We start from the raw sequence: 17,896 nt of genomic DNA on the forward strand, positions 1-17,896 counted from the left end.
GATGTCGTCCCAGGACCGCAGCAGGAGCCCGCCTCTATGACGCGGCATGGCCCCGTGGGGTTCCTTCGCCCCATCGAAATTCTGCATTGAAGCGGCTTGGCCGAAGTGCCGTGCCGCGGGAATCAATATCTCCATGCCGCCAGGAGGCCAGGCAAGGCGTCTCGGCCCGGCGCCTTGTGATTGGATTTGACCGTTAGAACGGCGTGCATCCATTTGGACGCTGAGATACGGTCAGAGCTTCGGATCCGGCATCATGCCTTCCGAAGCCGAATCCCGATTCGCGGCCGACGCATGGTCCGCCGAGGAAGCCATGAATCCGATCCGCATAGACGACCCGCAGGATCCTCGCGTCGCCGCCTATCTCGACATCCGGGAGCGAGATCTTGCCGGCCGGCAAGGCCGTTTCGTCGCCGAAGGCAAGGTGGTGCTCGACACGCTGCTCGCCGCCCGGCGCTTCGAGGCAGAATCGGTGCTGGTGCTCGAGAACCGGCTGGCCGGCCTCGATGACGTCCTGCGCAAGGCGCCTGCCGGGCTTCCGATCTATGTCGCATCCGGCGAAGTCATGGACAGGATTGCCGGATTCCACATGCATCGCGGCATATTGGCGATCGGCCGCAAGGGCGCGGCCGTCTCCGCTGAAGCTTTGCTCGGCGCACTGCCCGCCCGCGCGCTGATCGTGGTGCTGGTCGGCATCGCCAATCATGACAATATGGGATCGATCTTCCGCAATGCCGCCGCCTTTGGCGCGGATGCCGCGCTTCTCGATCCGACCTGCTGCGATCCGCTGTACCGCAAGGCAATCCGCGTCTCGGTGGGCGCGGCCTTGAAAGTCCCCTTCGCCTGCTTTGCCGATACCGCCGGCTGCACCGCCATGCTCGACCGGCAAGGCTTCAGCCAATTCGCCTTGTCGCCGCGCGGGCAGATCGACATTCGCGATGCCAAGAGAAACGGCCGGCTGGCGCTCTATCTCGGCACCGAGGGCGAAGGCCTGCCGGAAAGCCTGCTTGCCCGCCTGCAGACACTGCGGATCGGTATGGAGCAAGGCTTCGACAGCCTGAACGTCGCCGCCGCGTCAGCCATCGCGCTGCATCATTTTTCCGGAGCCTAATTTAGAGCCGGGGCGTCCCGCTCGCGCTTGTGGAATCTTAGTCGGTCGAAGCGGCCTTCTGCAGCGCCCGCACCCGATCGGCAAGGCTGCGTCCGCCGCTCCCCGGCCGCGTATCCTCAGGCGCTGCAAGCGCCCGGGCGATCGGCGAATCCGGCCCGTCGAGCTTTGCCGTCAAGGCCACGACTTGCGCCGCCAGATCGTTCATCTCTTCGCGCAATGCCGCGCTGGCGCTGCCGGTATCGTCTCCGGCCTGTGATTTCGACGTTTCGACGGCGGCAAGATCTGTCTTCAGCCGCCTGTTCTCGCGTGCCAGCGATGTCAGCCTGGCCTCCAGCCGCTCGCGGTCGGCGTCGAGCTTGGCGGTTGTCTTTTCGATGTCGCCGTTGGCGGTCGCATTGACCTGACTGCCTGGCACGCCGGCAAGACCCACCGCAGGCGTCCTTTCAGCGCCTTTCGGCTTTTCGCGAAGGCGCACCAGTTCCTTCTCGCGGCGCTCCAGCCTGTCCTCGCGATCGGCCAGCGAGGCGAGCAGGCGTTCGACCTTCTTTTCCAACTCGCCGGTTCTTTTCTTCTCGGCCTTCAACGCATCCCGCAAAACCTTGCTTTCGGCTGCCAATTCCTGGCTGCGCCTGTCCGCCTCCTTGCGCTGGCCGCGCAGCAGCGAAATGTCGCTTGCCAACTTCTGCAGCTCGGATTCGCGCGCCACCAGCTCGATCTGCCGGCTGCTGGATGAAAAACTGGCGTCGTCATACATGTGCTCCAGTTTCCGCAGTTCGAGCCCGCGCTTTTCGAGGGCGCGCTCGGTCTCCGCAAGCCGTTCCGACAGCTGCTGCAGTTGCTCATCGCGCTTGCGAAGCTCCTCGCCGCTGGCTGTAAGATCGGCGACGACCCGGTTCTTGTCCTGTCGCTCGGCCGCCAATTCCTTCAGGGCTTCGCGGTCGCGGCCGATCTCGACCAGCTGTTCGGCGGCTTTCTCGCGCAATGACTTGACGTTCATTTCAAGCCGGCGCACCGAAACCGCGAACTCGGCGCGAATGCGATCCTTGTCCGCCTGGATCTCGGCCAGCGTCAACGGCATCGAGCCCTCGACGCGCTTGCGCGTCAGCGCCACCGCCCGCCGCCACACGGCCGGAGCAATCATCAGCGCCAGAAAGCCGGCGCAGAGAAAGCCGAGAACAAAGAACAGGATCGACTGGACCAAGATGACTATCCGTTGTGCATGGCAACCGCCAAAGGTCGACTTTGCCATCTTCGCATGACGGAAATCCGGCACCACGGCAAGAGTATGCTGCGGCAAAGCTCAGACCGTGGGATCACAGCTCCAATCGCAGTGGCGCCATCATGCAGGTCAGAACGGATTCCAGGTCGCGCGCTGGGTGAGCTTGAGGTAGCCGAGATTGACGCCGAGACGAGCGCCGACGCCGGTACGGATCGGCACGAGCAGCACATTGTTGTTCTTCAGCACGTTGAAGCCGACGCCGGCGACGACATAGGCGGAGCCGGCGACGCCGCCAAAACGATTATACAGGCTGCTCACATCGTCGAGATTGTAGACCAGCATCATGACGCGCGAGCCCTCGCCGCCGAAATCCCAGCCGAGCGAAGGGCCTTGCCAGAACACTTTGTGGTCGCCGGCATTCTTGGTGTAGAGCGTGCCTTCGCCATAGGTCAGGCCACCGATCAGCGCCCCGGACCCCTCTTCGCCGAGCAGATAGCCGTTCGGCAGGCCATAGGTGGCGAAAATCTTCTCGACGACGGTGGCGAGCCCGCCCGACGTCGCGCCGAAGAATTTATGACCGGAATCGACGATCTCCTGCGCGGTGTATTCCTGCGCCCGCGCGGCCGATGCCGAAAAGGCGACAAGGCCGATGAGCGCGATCGTCATTGAGATGACACGGAAAAAAGTCCGGTCGTAGAATCGGGAAACCATGCTTCCAATCTCCGTCAGGGAGCACTTTCGCCGACGCCTCGCACCCGTACGGCTCTTTGGCGGCCGTTAAGGATGACTGTTAGGGGCAAACTATGCCGTAATCCTTTTTCAACCATTAAACTCCCACATGAAGATGGCGGTTCGAAGGCTGTTTTCACATCGCCCGCGCAGCACCCTGCTGCGTGAACACGCCATTTTCGACAATCATGATTTCGGATTTGTTGCTGCACGCACAAGCGCTGTGTATTCAGAATGCTTGGGAGAGAGCGTGATTCGTGTGGACAGGCGTGATCATGATCGCCCGGTCATTGTGTTGTGAAATTTGCAGGGATTTTTGCCGATGGCCGAGCTTTTCACCCTTTCCGCACCCGATCTGGCAGCGCTGCTGTGCAGCCGGGTCTGCCACGACATCATTTCGCCGGTCGGCGCCATAAACAACGGGCTTGAGCTGCTCGACGAAGGCGGCGCCGACGAAGACGCCATGAAACTGATCCGCCAAAGCGCCAAAAACGCCTCCGCCCGCCTGCAATTCGCCCGCATCGCCTTCGGTGCCGCCGGTTCCGCCGGCATGCTGATCGACACCGGGGACGCCGAGGCCGTGGCCATCGCCTTCCTGAAGAACGAGAAGCCGGAACTGATCTGGAACGGAACCCGCGCACTGTTGCCCAAGAACAAGGTCAAGCTGCTGCTCAATCTCATCCTCGTCGCTAACGCCGCCATTCCGCGCGGCGGCAGGCTGGTGGTCACGCTGGAGAACCTCGAGACCGAGCCGCGCTTTGCGCTCGCGGCGAGCGGCCCGATGCTGCGCGTGCCGCCCAAATTCCTGGAATTGCATTCCGGCCACAGGCCGGAAGAGCCGATCGACGCGCATTCGGTGCAGCCCTATTACACGCTGCTCCTGGCCCGCGAAGCCAACATGACGATTTCGATCCATGCGACCGCCGACGAGATCGTCCTTTCCGCAGCCTGAAGTTCTCCTAAAGAGCGGGGAAAGTATTTTTCTCAAGTCATATTTGCGGCGTTGTCCTAACATCTGTGGGCGGGCTTGCGGATTGATTGCGTGAAGCATTGCGAAAGAAGATTTCACTTAAAACACCTTCAGGAAAATTTTACCTAACGGCTTTTCGGCTTCTTTACCAGATCGGCCTATGTTCCCCGGCAGATGCCACGACGCTGCCGGTTCGCCGCATGGCAAAGAGGGTCCCGGAATGAAACGCTGCATGTTCGTCGACAATTCGAGCGTCATCAGGAAGGTCGCAAGGCGTATCCTGGGCGGTTCCGGCATGATGGTGATCGAAGCCGCCAGCGGCCACGAGGCGATCGAGATGTGCGCGGCCGACATGCCTGATATCATCGTCATCGACGGCGCCTTGCCGGACATGCAGGCGCAGGACCTCATCCGCCGCCTGCGCGCCATGGAAAGCCCGGTATTGCCGCAGGTTTTGATTTCGCTGGTCGAGGTCGATGTCGGGGCGATCATGCGGGCAAAACGAGCCGGCGCCCAGGGCTACCTGCTGAAGCCGTTCAACCGGCCGCAACTGCTCGAGTGCTTCCGCGCCTTGAAGATTGCCGCCTGATCAGAGCTGTTCCATTCCGACGAAAATCGGATCGGCTCTATCTTGTTGTTTTGCCGGGTTCTTTTCCGAAAAAATCGGCGCCCACCTTGGGATCACGCCCCTAGTTCAGGCGCTGACGCGGATATCTTCGGGCTCACGCAGCACATAGCCGCGGCCCCAGACGGTCTCGATGTAATTCTGCCCGCCAGACGCGGCGTCAAGCTTCTTGCGCAGCTTGCAGATGAAGACGTCGATGATCTTCAGCTCCGGCTCATCCATGCCGCCATAGAGATGGTTGAGGAACATTTCCTTGGTCAGCGTGGTGCCCTTGCGCAGCGAGAGCAGTTCCAGCATCTGATATTCCTTGCCGGTCAGATGCACGCGCTGGCCACCGACCTCAACGGTCTTGGCATCGAGATTGACCACCAGGTCGCCGGTGGTGATGACCGACTGGGCGTGGCCCTTGGAACGCCGCACGATGGCATGGATGCGGGCGACCAGTTCGTCCTTGTGAAAGGGCTTGGTCATGTAATCGTCGGCGCCGAAGCCGAGGCCGCGCACCTTGTCCTCGATGCCGGCCATGCCGGAGAGGATGAGGATCGGCGTCTTCACCTTGGACAGGCGAAGTGTTCTCAAAACTTCATAGCCCGACATGTCGGGGAGATTGAGGTCGAGGAGAATGATGTCGTAATCGTAAAGCTTGCCTAGATCGACGCCCTCTTCGCCAAGGTCGGTCGTATAGACATTGAAACTTTCCGATTTCAGCATCAGCTCGATGCTTTGTGCGGTTGCACTGTCGTCTTCTATCAGCAGAACGCGCATTTCATTCCCCTTTTCTGCTGCCGGACCATTTCACGACCCGTCCAGGACCGGAGCAGTGATTGCCTGAGCAGAGGCTGCCATCGAATGGTTAATAAAACCTAATTCCCCGTCCATGACGGTATCAGATTTTTTAACCCCTTTCTACACCTTGTTGAATCCAATAACGAATCACAGACCCAAACCGTTAATGCAGCACATTAATAAGCCAGACTAAGCGACTCTTCGGACTCGTTGGCCGGGTTTCCCGACGAGAAGCAGAATTTTTACCCGCCCTTAAGTCCTGAGCCGTATGATTAACAATGCCCGTAAACGAATGGTTACCGCCGGCAAAAAACTTTAGGAGTTTGTTTCCCATAGTTCGGGGAAAGCCGGTGGAAACGGGTCAAGCCTGGGCCTTGCCGGGTGAATTGGACGATATGTGCAGGTGTGCGTTTCCGGGAGTACCGAATCATGAAGTCACGTGAAAACCTCGTTCGGCTGAAGCAATTTCAGGTGAGCGAGAAGCGGCGGCAGCTGCTGCAGCTCGACATGATGATCGCCGAATTCGAGCGCATGGCCGTCGAGCTGGAACTTCAGATTGCTGCCGAAGAGAAGAAGGCCGGCATCACCGACATCAATCACTTTGCTTATCCGACCTTCGCCAAGGCGGCACGTCTGCGCCGCGACAACCTTAGAAATTCGCAAAGCGACCTCGCCCAGCAGCGAAATGTCGCCGAATCATTGCTGAGCGAAGCCGAAGCGGAGCTTTCCAAGGCCGAGATGCTGGAATCGCGCGACACCAAGGCGCGCGACACGGAAGCCGGCGGCCGCAGCGCCATGATCGGCTGAAAACAAGACTCTAACGCGCGTCGCGCTTGTGCGCTATTGCTGCGCACCGACTGTGCCCGCCTCAGGCATCCAGATCTACTTGCTGTTCCGCCGCCCGTGCGCGCGCATTTTTGATGTCGGGCACATGCTGCTCCGACCAGGCTCTGATCTGATTGAGCAGCCCTGCCAGGTTCTGGCCAAGTTCGGTCAACTCATATTCGACCCGCGGCGGAATGACCGGGAAAACCTCGCGCCGCACAAGCCCGTCGCGTTCCAGGATACGCAGCGTCTGCGTCAGCATTTTCGGCGTGATGCCTTCGAGCTTGCGCGCCAATTCGCCGTTGCGGAGCCGGCCCCGGCGCAGCGCACAGATCACCAGGTAGACCCATTTGCTGGCGAGCGTCTCGAGCACGGCGTGTGACGGGCACGACCGCCGAAAGGCGTCATAGCCAAAAGGGGAAACATCTTCACTATCCATGGGGTGCATATATATCAAAAAGGTACATACTAGACAAGAGAAAATAACTATCCAAATGATAGTGGCACATCAAAACCAGCAGGAGAGCCTTCCATGCGTGCCATTATCCAGAATTCCTTCGGCGGACCCGATGTCCTCGTCATTGCCGATCGCCCCGCGCCATCACCCGAAGCCGGCGAAGTGCTCGTCCGCATCGAAGCGGCCGGCATCAATCCGGTCGATGGTGCGGTGCGCGGCGGCCACTATCCGCTGCTTGGCGAGCCGCCTTTTGTCCTTGGCTGGGATGTTTCGGGGACTGTCGAGGCGCTGGGCTCCGGCGTCTCCGGCCTCAAGGTCGGCGATGCCGTGTTCGGCATGCCGCGCTTTCCCAAACAGGCGGCAGCCTACGCCGAACTCGCCGCTGTCCCGGCTGATGAGCTTGCGCCGAAACCTGAAGGCATAGATCACGCGCAAGCCGCCGCGCTGCCGCTGGCCGGCCTGACGGCCTGGCAAGGCCTTGTCCGCCATGGCCGGCTCGATTCTGCCAAGCGCGTGCTGATCCACGCCGGAGCCGGCGGCGTCGGCCACCTGGCGGTGCAGATCGCCAAGGCGCACAGCGCTTACGTCGTCGCGACCGCCAGCCCGGAAAAGCTCGATTTCGTCCGCTCGCTCGGCGCCGACGAGGTGATCGACTACACAAGGGATGATTTCACCGCGAAGGCCCGCGACATCGATCTGGTTCTGGACCCGTTCGGCGGCGTGCATGCGGAGCAATCACTGAAAGTGCTCACTGCCGGCGGCGTTCTGGTGTCGCTGCTCGATGTCAGCGATGCCACCAAGGCAAAGGCCAGGACGCGAGGCATCCACGTCGAGCGCATGTCCGTAGTGCCCGACCGTGCCGCTCTGGTGGAGCTCGGCAAATTGATCGACGCGAAAAAGCTGGCCGTCCACGTGGCAAAGGCGTTTCCCCTCGAACAGGCCGGTGCCGCCCATGCCTTTCTCGCCACCAGGCCGATCGGCAAGGTGGTGCTGACGGTCTGAAATTGCAGATCGTCGACCCTCGCAGACGTAAGGGCGCTGATCAGCGCCCTTATCGGCCTAATGCCGGTATTGCTGGATGCGCGTGGTGCGCAGGCCGGCAAGGCCGTATTCGTCGATCGACGCTTGCCAGGACAGGAATTCCTCGGTGGTGAGCTTGTAGCGCTGGCATGCCTCTTCGAGGCTCAAAAGCCCGCCACGCACCGCCGCCACCACTTCCGCCTTGCGCCGGATAACCCAGCGACGTGTGTTCGTCGGCGGCAGATCGGCGATGGTAAGTGGGCTGCCGTCCGGCCCGATAACATATTTGACTCGCGGTCTAATTAGATCGGTCATCGTACTCTCTACAAAAAACTCAAAGACCCAATCCCCACCACATTACCGCCACAGCTTTAAAATTTGCCTAAGCAGACCCTAATGGTTAGGTAAGGATCATGAACGCGGCGTTAGCCTTTTCATCGGCATTTGAAACATCTGCCGGCAAGCGCATTGAACCCGGCAGGAAAAATGAGCCGGCCCGGCAAAGCTGGCGCAGCCGAGACGCTTGACCTATATTCCGGCCATTGGCATTGAAGCGCCGCGCAGAACGAAAGAACCATGAACAGCCTCGATCTTCCCGGACGCCCCGAAAACACCCGCGTCGTCGTCGCCATGTCGGGCGGTGTCGATTCGTCGGTCGTTGCCGGCCTCCTGAAGCGCGAGGGCTACGACGTCGTCGGTGTCACGCTGCAGCTTTATGACCACGGCGCGGCAACGCACCGGGCCGGCTCATGCTGCGCCGGCCAGGACATCGACGATGCCCGCCGCGTCTCCGAGACGCTCGCCATCCCGCATTACGTCCTCGATTACGAGGAGCGCTTCCGCAAGGCGGTGATCGACCCGTTCGCCGAGAGCTATGTCGCCGGCGAAACGCCGATCCCTTGCGTTTCCTGCAATCAGACGGTGAAATTCGCCGACCTTCTTGCGACCGCCAAGGAACTCGGCGCCGACGCGCTGGCGACCGGCCACTACATCCGTTCCGGCGCCAATGGCGCCCACCGCGCGCTTTACCGGCCGGTCGACGCCGACCGCGACCAGAGCTACTTCCTGTTCGCCACCACCCAGGCACAGATCGACTATCTGCGTTTTCCGCTCGGCGGCCTGTCGAAGCCTGAGGTTCGCGCCATCGCCGAGGAGATGGGACTGACGGTTGCGGCCAAGCAGGACAGCCAGGACATCTGCTTCGTGCCGCAGGGCAAGTATTCCGACATCATCGCCAAGCTGAAGCCGGCTGCCGCCAATCCGGGCGACATCGTCCATATAGACGGGCGCGTGCTTGGCCGCCACGAGGGCATTTTGCGCTACACCGTCGGTCAGCGCCGCGGCATCGGCATCGCCTCGGGCGAGCCGCTCTACGTCGTTCATCTCGACGCCGACCGGGCCCGCGTCGTCGTCGGCCCGCGCGAGGCGCTGGAGACCCACAAGATCTTCTTGCGCAACATGAACTGGCTGGGCGATGGCCCGCTGACCGCTATCCCGGCGGCCGGGCTTGAGCTTTTCGCCAAGGTGCGCTCGACGCGGCCGCCGCGCCCGGCCGTGCTACATCACCGCGCCGGTGTCACTTCGGTGGAACTGGTAGACGGCGAATCCGGCATCGCGCCCGGTCAGGCTTGCGTGCTCTATTCCGACGATGGCAACGAGGCGCGCGTGTTCGGCGGCGGCTTCATCGAGCGCTCCGAGCGCGGCGCGGAGGCCGAGGCGATGCTGACGCGGCTTGCCGTCCAGCCGGCGCGGGTACCCGCCGAATAGACGGCGTTTTCTCTTAGGGCCTTGTATGGGCGGGCCTTGTATGGGCGACGGTGCCGGCGGTCAGGATGCGCAGCACGCGGATGGCCTCCTCGCCGCTGGTGCGCGGTTCGGCCCGCGTCTCGATGCAGTGGATGAAATGCGCCAACTCGCGCGTCAGCGGCATGCCCTCACCGACCGCGACATAGGACGGCTCGTTGGCGGTGAACGCCCATTGGCCGCTGTCCTGCCACACCGCGTGGCGATAGACGGCAAGCTTGCGCTCCCATGGCTCGACATCGTCGAACACCGCCATCGCCTTGGTGCCGACAACGGTCAGCCGCCGTTCGCGGTAAGGGTTGAGCCGCGAGGCGAACAGATGGCCGCGCAGGCCGTTGGGAAAGCGCATGTGCAGATGTGCAAAGTCGCTGAGATTGTCGAGAAGAGCAGCGCCTTCGCCGCGCACTTCGACCGGTTCGGTGCCGGTGATGGCCAGGATCATCGACAGATCGTGCGGCGCCAGATCCCATAGCGCGTCGTTTTCGGTGTGGAACTTGCCGAGGCCGAGCCGATGCGAATGGATGTAGCGGACTTCGCCGAGTTCGCCATTGTCGATCAGCGCCTTCAGCGTCTCGAAGGCGGGATGAAAGCGCAGCACGTGGCCGACCATGAAGACACGGCCATTATCGGCGGCCGCCTGCACCGAGCGTTCGGCATCGGCCACCGTCAGCGCGATCGGCTTCTCCACCAGCACGTCCTTGCCGCCGAGCACGGCGCGCACCGCCATGTCGGCATGGAACTGCGGCGGCAGCGCCATGACAATGGCGTCGACATCGTCGCGGGCAAACAGCGCCTCCGGCTCTATCGCAAGGCAATCCTGCTCGCTGGCAAAACCCTCCGCACGCGCGGGGTTGACGTCCGAAACCGCATGCAGCGCGCCGAGCGCCTTTAGGGTGCGGATGTGGTTGCTGCCCCAGTATCCGCAACCGAGGACTGCAATGCGCGGTTTCATCAATTCATGACCATGACTTTCGTGGCCGAGACATAGCGACGTGCCTCGCTGAACTCAACCCCGGCCTGTGCGCCCAAATGTCTGCCCGGCAAAGCTTTCGGGGCCAGCAATATGCCGGCGCGGCAGCCACTTCGATGCTTGACAGGCTTGGCCTCGCAACCTTATATCCGCGCGACCTTGGCGAACGCGCCGATATGCCTGCCGATTTAAGCTGGATTTCGGGCCTTCGCCGCCCTGGCGGGGTAGCTCAGTTGGTTAGAGCACGGGAATCATAATCCTGGGGTCGGGGGTTCAAGTCCCTCTCCCGCTACCATAACTACCTTTGTCCAACCCGGAGACATAGGTAACAGATTGTACCTAAGACATGGGTGACAACCTCGTGCCGAACGGGTTGTCGATGGTCTGCAAGGTCCTCTGTTCCAAGTCGATATACCCGAGATCGTAATGCATGAAGCTGACGAGCCAAATGCCGTCGTCGACCTCCTTGATTCCCAGCCTCTGACCGGCGAGCACGGTCGAGACGTTGATCTTCTTCCTGTGCATGCAGATGCGGCCGCAAGCGGTAACTAGGCCAAAGGATTGGGCAAGGAAATTCAGCTCCCTCAGCCTCTGACGATCATCCGCTCTACAGCCGTCCCTCCTGCGGCCAGCTTCATCAGATCGGTGTCGAAATTGACATCGGCAGCGCTGCGCTCCGCGCGCGCCGCATTGCCTGCGAACTGGTGTTGATAGCCTTTCCATGCCGCGTCCGCGATGGATCGGCTGGTGCCACTCAACAGGAACTGGGTGAGCTCGGTAGCAGCTCGATCGATGCGACCGCCGAGCTCCGGCGACCCCCAATCTTCCGGGGCAGCAAAGATCGACGTCGGCACGGGAAAAGTGCGCAGAAACGCGAAAAGCGGGCGCATCTGCGCGTCCGCGACCATCGCATGGCGAGCGGTGCCGGCCGTCGCGGCGAGGATCACCGGTTTGGCAATGAGCAAGTCGTTGTCGAGGATATCGATGAACGACTTGAACAGCCCGCTGACACCGGCCTTGTAGACTGGCGTGGCGGCAACGACGGCATCCGCGCCGGCAAGCGTTTCGATTACGGACTGCACCTTGGCCTCGGGAAATCCGGCCACCACGGCACGCGCAATATCGACTGCAAGCGGAGCCAGGTCGATGACGCTAAGGACGGCGGTCTTTCCCGTACCAGTGATACGTTCGATACTCTTCTGTGCGATGCGGTCGGCCAGCATCCGCGTTGTCGAGGGATCGTTTACGCCTGCGTTCACGACGACGAGCCGCATGGGCTTCCCCCTGTTCTCGATGGTCTTCGTCATCTCTCTAATCCTTTCCCTGAAGACACCACCGGGGCCTATCGCTTCGCGACATTGCCGGACCGCGCAGCCTGCCCCGCGACCAGCGGGGCGCGCGCTGTAACGTTTTCGTCAGTATCGCGATACGGCTGGACGTCCGTCAGGTTGTCTCCGCGATTGGCATTTGGGCGCGGCTGGCGCGGCGGCTGGTCTCCATACTTGACCTCCACCAGGCTCCGGTGCGTCGGGGCTAGGGCGGCGCCCGGCGAGCGTCGCGCCGCCATCTCCTTGCGGAGCACGGGCACCACCTCAGTGCCCAGCAGCTCGACCTGCTCGAGAGCCATCTCCAGCGGCAGCCCCATGGCGTCGAGAACCCACAGCTGCCGCTGGTAGTCGCCGAAGGCTTCCCGGAAGCTCAGCGTCCTGTCGATGACCTCCTGCGGGCTGCCAACACTGAGCGGCGTATCGCGCGAATATTCTTCCAGCCGATAGGTCTTTCCGTAGATGGGGCTGCCTTCGAAATAGGGCCGGAATCGGTCGTATGCGTCCTGCGAGCGCTTCGCGATGAAGGCATAGCCACCAAGCCCGACGACGGCCTGCTCCTTGGTGCCGTGTCCGTAATGCTCGAACCGCTCGCGGTAGAAGTTCACCAGCGGCAGGAAGTGCAGGTTGGGCGCAAGGATGTTGTTGGCGAAATAGCCGTTCCCGTAAAAAGCCGCCTGCTCGGCGATCTCCGGAGTGCGGATCGAGCCGTGCCAGACAAAGGGAGGAACATCGTCGAGCGGGCGCGGGATCGACGTGAAGCCTTGCAGCGGGGTCCGGAATTTGCCTTGCCAATCGACAACGTCCTCGCGCCACAGCTTGTGGAGCAGATTGTAGTTCTCGAGCGCCAGTGCGACGCCGTCACGCATGTCCTGCCCAAACCAGGGATAGACCGGCACTGTATTCCCGCGGCCGAGCATCAGGTCCGTCCGCCCCTTCGAGAGATGCTGCAGCATCGCGTAGTCTTCCGCGATCTTCACCGGGTCATTGGTCGTGATGAGCGTCACGGCGGTGCTGAGGATGATGCGCTGCGTCTGCGCGGCGATATGGGCGAGCAGAGTCGTCGGCGAGGACGAGAAAAAGGGTGGGTTGTGGTGCTCGCCGATGGCGAAGACATCGAGCCCGACCTCGTCCGCCCGCTTCGCGATCTTGACGATCGCATCGATCCGCTGCGCCTCGCTCGGCGTGACGCCTGTGATCGGGTTGCGCGTTACGTCGCTGACAGAGAAGATTCCGAATTGCATTTTGAAGCTCCAGGGGCTCGATGTCGGTAGATGTCTGCGTCAAGGGGTCGTGATCCGCGAGTGGCGGGCCGGCCTACCCTCTTGGTGACTCGCCATGCTCAGCGAGCCGGGATCTTGGCTTTCCGCAGCCGGGCCCAGGCAATGAACAAGGACAAGGCGAGCAGCGTCAGGTTGATGGGCAGCATCTTGGCCGTCTCGCCGAGCAGCGCATGCGTGATGATCGCCCCCACCTGTACGAGTGAAAGCCCGACAGCCGCCAGCGGCGTCAGCCAAGGCTTGATCCGCGTCGCGGCCGGCAGGATGAGACCGACAGCGCCCAGCACTTCGAGAGTGCCGATCAGCCGTGTGACGGCTTCCGGTACATGGGTGACGAAGCTCATGCTCGCGGCGAGCGCGTCGATGGGCTGTGTCAGTTTCGCGCCACCGGCTGCCAGATAGAGGAGAGCCAGGAGCGCCTGTGCGATCCACAGCGCCAGGCTCCAACGATTGATGGGGCCGCGAACGGCGCCGGTTTGAGTTTTCATTTTGATCGTCCTTTTCGAAAATAGGGAAATTGGCGGCGGGAGAGCCGACTATGCGGGGCTCGCCGGTGCTGCCGGTAGAACAGGCGGGAAAAATCGGCCCTGTCAGAGGCTTCCCCGCCGCTCCAACCGTGCTCGGCCTGGCGCTTCAGGCGGCCTTTGCGGCCGGACCCTGCAGCTTCGCAAGCTCCTCGTAATACCAGTACACCAGCGTGCGGGCCTTGTCGGCCACCGGCCCCGCCCAGTCGCGGAAGAGTTCGGTAACGACAGCCAAGGCCGTACTGGGGACCGCCCCGGCATGAGTGAGCCGCTGGATCGCCGTGCTGTGGGCAAGCTGCGACCGACCGCCGACGGCGTCGACCGGGAAAGCCACGTCATGGCCGTCCTTGAGCGCATCGATGACCGGGAAAGCAAGACAGATCTCGGTCCAGAGGGCGCCGATGATCAGCCGTTTGCGGCCGGTCTTCTCGACCGCGGCGCGAAAGGCCGGATCTTCCCACGAGTTCATTGTCGAGCGATCGATCACCTCGATGCCGGGCAGTTCGGCGAGGATCGCCGGAACCGTGGGGCCGTTGACACCCATGTTTGCACCGACCGTCGAGAGAATAATGGGCATGTCGAAAGCCCGTGCAGCCCTGATCAGTAGCCGCACGTTGAGCTCGACCAGGTTGGCCGGCGTTTCGGATCGGATCTGGCTGAACATTTCCGGCTGGTAGTCGATCAGCACCAGCGCAGATTCTTCGTATTTCCACACGTCTTGCACGCTCATCTATTTCTCCATGGGGTTGGTCCGGCGCGGCTATGCCGGATGAACTGACCCACAAAGGATGGCGTTCCTTGTCGGCTTAAGATAGCCTCCGGTTTTGCGATTGATTGTTGCTGAAAGCGGAACGCTATGGAGATTGAGGACGTCAGGACTTTCGTGGAGATCGCGGAGGGGCGAGGCATATCGCCTGCCGCGCGGCGGCTGGGCGTCGCAAAATCCGTCGTCAGCCGCCGATTGGCTCGGCTGGAGGAAACGCTCGGAAGCCAGTTGCTCTCTCGCACGACTCGCGGCGCCGCCTTGACGGAGGCCGGCGCGACGTTCCGCGACCACGCCACTCGCATCCTCGGCGAGTTCGAGGCGGCACAGGATGCAATAGCACCCGATGGCGCGGTGCGCGGGCTGCTGCGTATCGCCGCGCCCCTGTCTGGCGGGCCGAGGCTTGTCGCCCCGGTTCTTGCCGAACTCGCTCGACGCCATCCCTTGCTGCATGTTCATGCAGCCTACAGCGATCGTTTCGTGGATCTGATTTCCGAGGGCTTCGACGCGGGAATCAGGGCGGGATTTCTGCCTGACTCGAGCCTGATCGCCAGACGCATTCGGCCCATATCCGGCATGCTTGTCGCCAGCCCCGCCTATGTCGCCGGGCATGGGGCACCGCAAACGCTTGGCCAACTCGCGGATCACGAGTGCCTGTTGCAGGGGACCGAAGCATGGCGGTTCGTCGAGGGAGGCAAAACGATCGCGGTCCATCCTCACGGTCGTTTCAAGGCGGATAACGGCGAAGCGCTCCTTTCGGCGGCGCTGGCCGGACTCGGCGTGGCGGCCCTGCCGGATTTCCTGATCGAGCCCCACATCGCCTCCGGTGCGCTCATCCCCCTGCTTGCCGACCACACGGTGGTCGCGGCAGGGCTTTATGTGGTGCGTCCTCCCGGCGACTTCCCGCCACGCAAAGTCAGAGCGCTGATCGACATCATGCTCGAATATCACGCCGGCTGAGGACGGGCGCCCGACGGACCATGGAGACCGGCGGCTGTGCACTCTGCGGACCCGGCGCGAAGGCTATGGTTAGTATTCGATCGAGACACTGGCAGAACTCGCCTTCAAGCGGCTCAAGAGCGGAATGGGCACCCATAAGCTTCCAGCACGCGATGAGCGGCTCGCCCGAAGCTGGCTCATGGCCCATCTGATCCTGGCGCTGATGATCGACGAGCCCGATCACGCGCCGCTACAAGGTCGCCGTCGGTCGACCGCTTTTCCGCCTGGCCGAAAAGCACCGTACGGATAAGGCCACAAATACGAAATTGGAGACGCCGGAAGGCCATTAGGTGTCTCTCCAGCGAGACAGACTGTCTTATTTCGATGACTTATGGTGCGGATTTCGGACGCATACCTTCTGCCAAGAAGGAGAACCTACATGATCCAATCCGCTGATCTCAAGCGCGGGGCCTCCACATCCGAACCGCTTGCCCACGGCCGAGCCTTACGTCTTCAAGCCTATGGCGGCCCCGAATCGCTGACAGTCGATAGCGTATCCGCGCCCGAGCCGGGTCCGGGCGAGGTCTTGGTGTCGGTCAAGGCCGCCGCGGTAAACCGTATCGACTGGAAAATCCGTGAAGGCTACCTCCGCGAGCGCTTCAAGCTGACCCTGCCCGCGACGCTTGGCATCGAAATGGCCGGCGTCGTGCTTCGGACCGGCCCCGGCGTCACAGGCGTGAAGCCCGGGGATCGGGTTATGGCCGCCCTCGGTGGCGTCGGAGCCTACGCCGACCATCTGGTCATCAACGCCGAGAAGCTCGTCCTGACGCCGGCATCACTGTCCGACGTGGAGGCGGCGGCCATTCCGGTCGCGGCGATAACAGCCTGGCATGTCATTCAGGCGGCGGATTTCGACCTCTCCGGACGGCGGGTGCTGATCCATGGCGCAGCCGGCGGCGTGGGCGGCTTTGCCGTCCAGTTCGCCAAGGCGGCCGGAGCGACGGTCTTTGCCACGGCCTCGACCAATAGCCTGCCACATGTCCGGGCGCTCGGCGCGGACGAGGTGATCGACTATCGGCAGCAGAACTTCGAGCTGCTTGCGCGCGACATCGATTTCGTCGTCGACCTCGTCGGCGGTGAGGTCGTGAACCGCTCCTGGGCAGTCCTGTCGCCCGATGGCCTTCTCGTAAGCATCGCCGCCACGGACCTCGCATCACGTACGCCGCCAGGCCGCCGCGGCGTCTTTTTATCGAACAGGCCCGACACAGCGCGCCTGACCGCGATCGCCCAGCAGGTCGCGATCGGCGCCCTGCGATCGACGATCGCCGACGTGGCGGGCTTCGATGATTTGGCTTCCGCAATCGAGCGCAATCGCACCGGCCACGCACCCGGCAAGATCGTCGCTGACTTCACCCGCTGATCACCAAGTTTTCAACTTTCAAGGAGTTTATCATGACGACTATCTGGAGTCCGGTCCGCGTGGGCCAAATGGACCTGCCTCACCGCCTGGCCTTGGCCCCGATGACTCGCAGCCGTGCCGAGTTCAACGGCGTACCGGGCGAGCACGCCGCTGAATACTACGCCCAGCGCGCCTCCCTTGGCCTGCTGATAACCGAGGGTGTGCAACCCTCGGCCGATGGCCAGGGCTATTTCGCGACGCCGGGGATCCACGCACCCGAACATGTCGCCGGCTGGCGCAAGGTCACCGATGCGGTTCACGCAAAAGGCGCGAAGATCTTCCTGCAGCTCATGCATGTCGGCCGCATGTCGCACCCGGACAACACGCCGCATCACCGTCAGCCCGTCGCCCCATCGGCCGTCGCGCCCGGTGAGCAGATGTTCACCGCGAGCGGCATGCAGCCCATCCCCGAGCCGCGCGCGCTGACGACCGAGGAAGTCGCCGCCACGGTGCAGGACTTCCGGCGGGCCGCGCGGCTGGCTATCGATGCCGGCGCCGACGGCGTCGAGATTCACGGCGCCAACGGCTATATCGTCCATCAGTTCTTTGCGCCGAACGCCAATCACCGGACCGACGCCTATGGCGGGCCGATCGCTAACCGCATTCGGTTCGCCGTCGAAGTGGCGCAGGCTGTCGCCGATGAGATCGGCGCCGATCGCACCGCTATCCGCCTTTCGCCAGGCCTGCCTTTGGGCGGGCTTGATGAAGGTCCGGAGAGTCCTGCGCTCTATCGCGAACTGGTCGCCGCGCTGGCACCACTGAAACTGGCCTATCTCCATCTGATGTATGGCGGGGGCGACGAGTTCCTCGCCGACATCCGCCGTGCGTGGCCCACGACCCTGATGGTGCTGCGGCTTGGCCGCACACGCGAAGCCCTGGACCAGGACATCGTCTCGGGCCAGGCAGACATGACCTCGATCGGCCGTTGGGCTTTGGCCAATCCCGACTTCGTCGAGCGTCTACGGTTGGGCGCGCCCGTCAACGAGCCCGATCCATCCACCTTCTATGGCGGTGGCGCGGCCGGCTACACGGACTATCCGCGGCTTGCGGGCTGATGCGTCGGCTGCTGTAGTTCATCGGACTGCAGCAGCCAC

Annotated in this window: 19 protein-coding genes, 1 tRNA gene and 1 pseudogene; 10 read left to right on the forward strand and 11 right to left on the reverse strand. The window is 62.6% G+C overall.

The window, feature by feature from the left end; genetic code table 11:
- Positions 1-310: 310 nt before the first annotated feature.
- Positions 311-1,108: a TrmH family RNA methyltransferase gene (locus NKI72_RS03975; RefSeq protein ID WP_352835040.1), complete on the forward strand. Its 798-nt coding sequence runs from the start codon at positions 311-313 to the stop codon at positions 1,106-1,108.
- A 37-nt stretch (positions 1,109-1,145) separates the two neighbouring features.
- On the opposite strand, the gene NKI72_RS03980 is transcribed toward NKI72_RS03975, so the two are convergent.
- Both NKI72_RS03980 and NKI72_RS03985 read right to left on the reverse strand, forming a co-directional pair.
- Positions 1,146-2,309 carry a coiled-coil domain-containing protein gene (locus tag NKI72_RS03980; protein WP_352834992.1) on the reverse strand — a complete coding sequence of 388 codons (1,164 nt, stop codon included), beginning with the start codon at positions 2,307-2,309 and terminating at the stop codon, positions 1,146-1,148.
- 147 nt (positions 2,310-2,456) lie between these two features.
- A complete protein-coding gene (locus NKI72_RS03985) occupies positions 2,457-3,038 on the reverse strand; it encodes a DUF1134 domain-containing protein (protein WP_023679557.1) in 582 nt (193 codons plus the stop codon).
- A gap of 340 nt (positions 3,039-3,378) precedes the next feature.
- Between NKI72_RS03985 and chpT the strand changes: the two genes are divergently transcribed.
- Entirely contained in the window at positions 3,379-4,008 is a 630-nt protein-coding gene (chpT, locus tag NKI72_RS03990) for a histidine phosphotransferase ChpT (protein WP_352452917.1), read from the forward strand.
- A gap of 238 nt (positions 4,009-4,246) precedes the next feature.
- Positions 4,247-4,615 carry a response regulator gene (locus NKI72_RS03995; protein WP_352772470.1) on the forward strand — a complete coding sequence of 123 codons (369 nt, stop codon included), beginning with the start codon at positions 4,247-4,249 and terminating at the stop codon, positions 4,613-4,615.
- Positions 4,616-4,720: 105 nt separating this feature from the next.
- On the opposite strand, the gene ctrA is transcribed toward NKI72_RS03995, so the two are convergent.
- Positions 4,721-5,416 (reverse strand): response regulator transcription factor CtrA, encoded by a 696-nt coding sequence (ctrA, locus tag NKI72_RS04000; protein WP_006203583.1) that lies wholly within the window; start codon positions 5,414-5,416, stop codon positions 4,721-4,723.
- Positions 5,417-5,866: 450 nt separating this feature from the next.
- Here ctrA and NKI72_RS04005 point away from each other — a divergent pair, with 450 nt between their 5' ends.
- Entirely contained in the window at positions 5,867-6,244 is a 378-nt protein-coding gene (locus tag NKI72_RS04005) for a flagellar export protein FliJ (protein WP_023719275.1), read from the forward strand.
- Positions 6,245-6,305: 61 nt separating this feature from the next.
- Here NKI72_RS04005 and NKI72_RS04010 read toward each other — a convergent pair whose 3' ends face one another.
- Positions 6,306-6,701, reverse strand: coding sequence for a winged helix-turn-helix transcriptional regulator (locus NKI72_RS04010; protein WP_352683855.1), 396 nt, complete (start codon positions 6,699-6,701; stop codon positions 6,306-6,308).
- 93 nt (positions 6,702-6,794) lie between these two features.
- Here NKI72_RS04010 and NKI72_RS04015 point away from each other — a divergent pair, with 93 nt between their 5' ends.
- On the forward strand, positions 6,795-7,721 hold the full coding sequence (locus NKI72_RS04015; RefSeq protein ID WP_352849939.1) for an NADP-dependent oxidoreductase: 927 nt from the start codon (positions 6,795-6,797) through the stop codon (positions 7,719-7,721).
- Between the two features lie 57 nt (positions 7,722-7,778).
- Here the strand turns inward: NKI72_RS04015 and sciP are convergent, their stop codons facing one another.
- Entirely contained in the window at positions 7,779-8,054 is a 276-nt protein-coding gene (gene sciP, locus NKI72_RS04020) for a CtrA inhibitor SciP (protein WP_023679563.1), read from the reverse strand.
- A gap of 261 nt (positions 8,055-8,315) precedes the next feature.
- Here sciP and mnmA point away from each other — a divergent pair, with 261 nt between their 5' ends.
- Positions 8,316-9,506, forward strand: coding sequence for a tRNA 2-thiouridine(34) synthase MnmA (gene mnmA, locus NKI72_RS04025; RefSeq protein WP_352456412.1), 1,191 nt, complete (start codon positions 8,316-8,318; stop codon positions 9,504-9,506).
- 13 nt (positions 9,507-9,519) lie between these two features.
- Here mnmA and NKI72_RS04030 read toward each other — a convergent pair whose 3' ends face one another.
- Positions 9,520-10,494: a Gfo/Idh/MocA family protein gene (locus NKI72_RS04030; RefSeq protein ID WP_352834986.1), complete on the reverse strand. Its 975-nt coding sequence runs from the start codon at positions 10,492-10,494 to the stop codon at positions 9,520-9,522.
- A 236-nt stretch (positions 10,495-10,730) separates the two neighbouring features.
- Between NKI72_RS04030 and NKI72_RS04035 the strand changes: the two genes are divergently transcribed.
- Positions 10,731-10,807 (forward strand) — tRNA-Met (locus tag NKI72_RS04035).
- Positions 10,808-10,851: 44 nt separating this feature from the next.
- Here NKI72_RS04035 and NKI72_RS04040 read toward each other — a convergent pair.
- The 5 genes and pseudogenes from NKI72_RS04040 to NKI72_RS04060 all read right to left on the reverse strand — a co-directional run.
- Positions 10,852-11,064: pseudogene (locus NKI72_RS04040) on the reverse strand (transposase); the annotation flags it as partial.
- 32 nt (positions 11,065-11,096) lie between these two features.
- Positions 11,097-11,819, reverse strand: a complete 723-nt coding sequence (locus tag NKI72_RS04045; RefSeq protein WP_352834983.1) for a CE1759 family FMN reductase — start codon at positions 11,817-11,819, stop codon at positions 11,097-11,099.
- Between the two features lie 35 nt (positions 11,820-11,854).
- Positions 11,855-13,081 carry a CE1758 family FMN-dependent luciferase-like monooxygenase gene (locus tag NKI72_RS04050; RefSeq protein WP_352834981.1) on the reverse strand — a complete coding sequence of 409 codons (1,227 nt, stop codon included), beginning with the start codon at positions 13,079-13,081 and terminating at the stop codon, positions 11,855-11,857.
- Between the two features lie 98 nt (positions 13,082-13,179).
- The gene (locus NKI72_RS04055) at positions 13,180-13,605 is read right to left on the reverse strand and encodes a DoxX family protein (protein ID WP_352834978.1); all 426 of its coding nucleotides are present in this window, start codon (positions 13,603-13,605) and stop codon (positions 13,180-13,182) included.
- Between the two features lie 145 nt (positions 13,606-13,750).
- Positions 13,751-14,371, reverse strand: a complete 621-nt coding sequence (locus tag NKI72_RS04060) for an isochorismatase family protein (RefSeq protein ID WP_352767278.1) — start codon at positions 14,369-14,371, stop codon at positions 13,751-13,753.
- A 126-nt stretch (positions 14,372-14,497) separates the two neighbouring features.
- Here NKI72_RS04060 and NKI72_RS04065 point away from each other — a divergent pair, with 126 nt between their 5' ends.
- The 3 genes from NKI72_RS04065 to NKI72_RS04075 all read left to right on the forward strand — a co-directional run bounded on the left by NKI72_RS04065 (position 14,498) and on the right by NKI72_RS04075 (position 17,857).
- Complete coding sequence (locus tag NKI72_RS04065; RefSeq protein WP_352539260.1) at positions 14,498-15,364, forward strand: LysR family transcriptional regulator; 867 nt, start codon at positions 14,498-14,500, stop codon at positions 15,362-15,364.
- A 418-nt stretch (positions 15,365-15,782) separates the two neighbouring features.
- On the forward strand, positions 15,783-16,763 hold the full coding sequence (locus NKI72_RS04070; RefSeq protein ID WP_352818417.1) for an NADP-dependent oxidoreductase: 981 nt from the start codon (positions 15,783-15,785) through the stop codon (positions 16,761-16,763).
- A gap of 32 nt (positions 16,764-16,795) precedes the next feature.
- Positions 16,796-17,857 (forward strand): alkene reductase, encoded by a 1,062-nt coding sequence (locus tag NKI72_RS04075; RefSeq protein WP_352469672.1) that lies wholly within the window; start codon positions 16,796-16,798, stop codon positions 17,855-17,857.
- Positions 17,858-17,896 lie beyond the last annotated feature (39 nt).

Origin of the sequence: Mesorhizobium sp. M0437 (assembly GCF_040321335.1) — a bacterium.
In the GTDB taxonomy this organism is placed as follows: Bacteria; Pseudomonadota; Alphaproteobacteria; order Rhizobiales; family Rhizobiaceae; genus Mesorhizobium.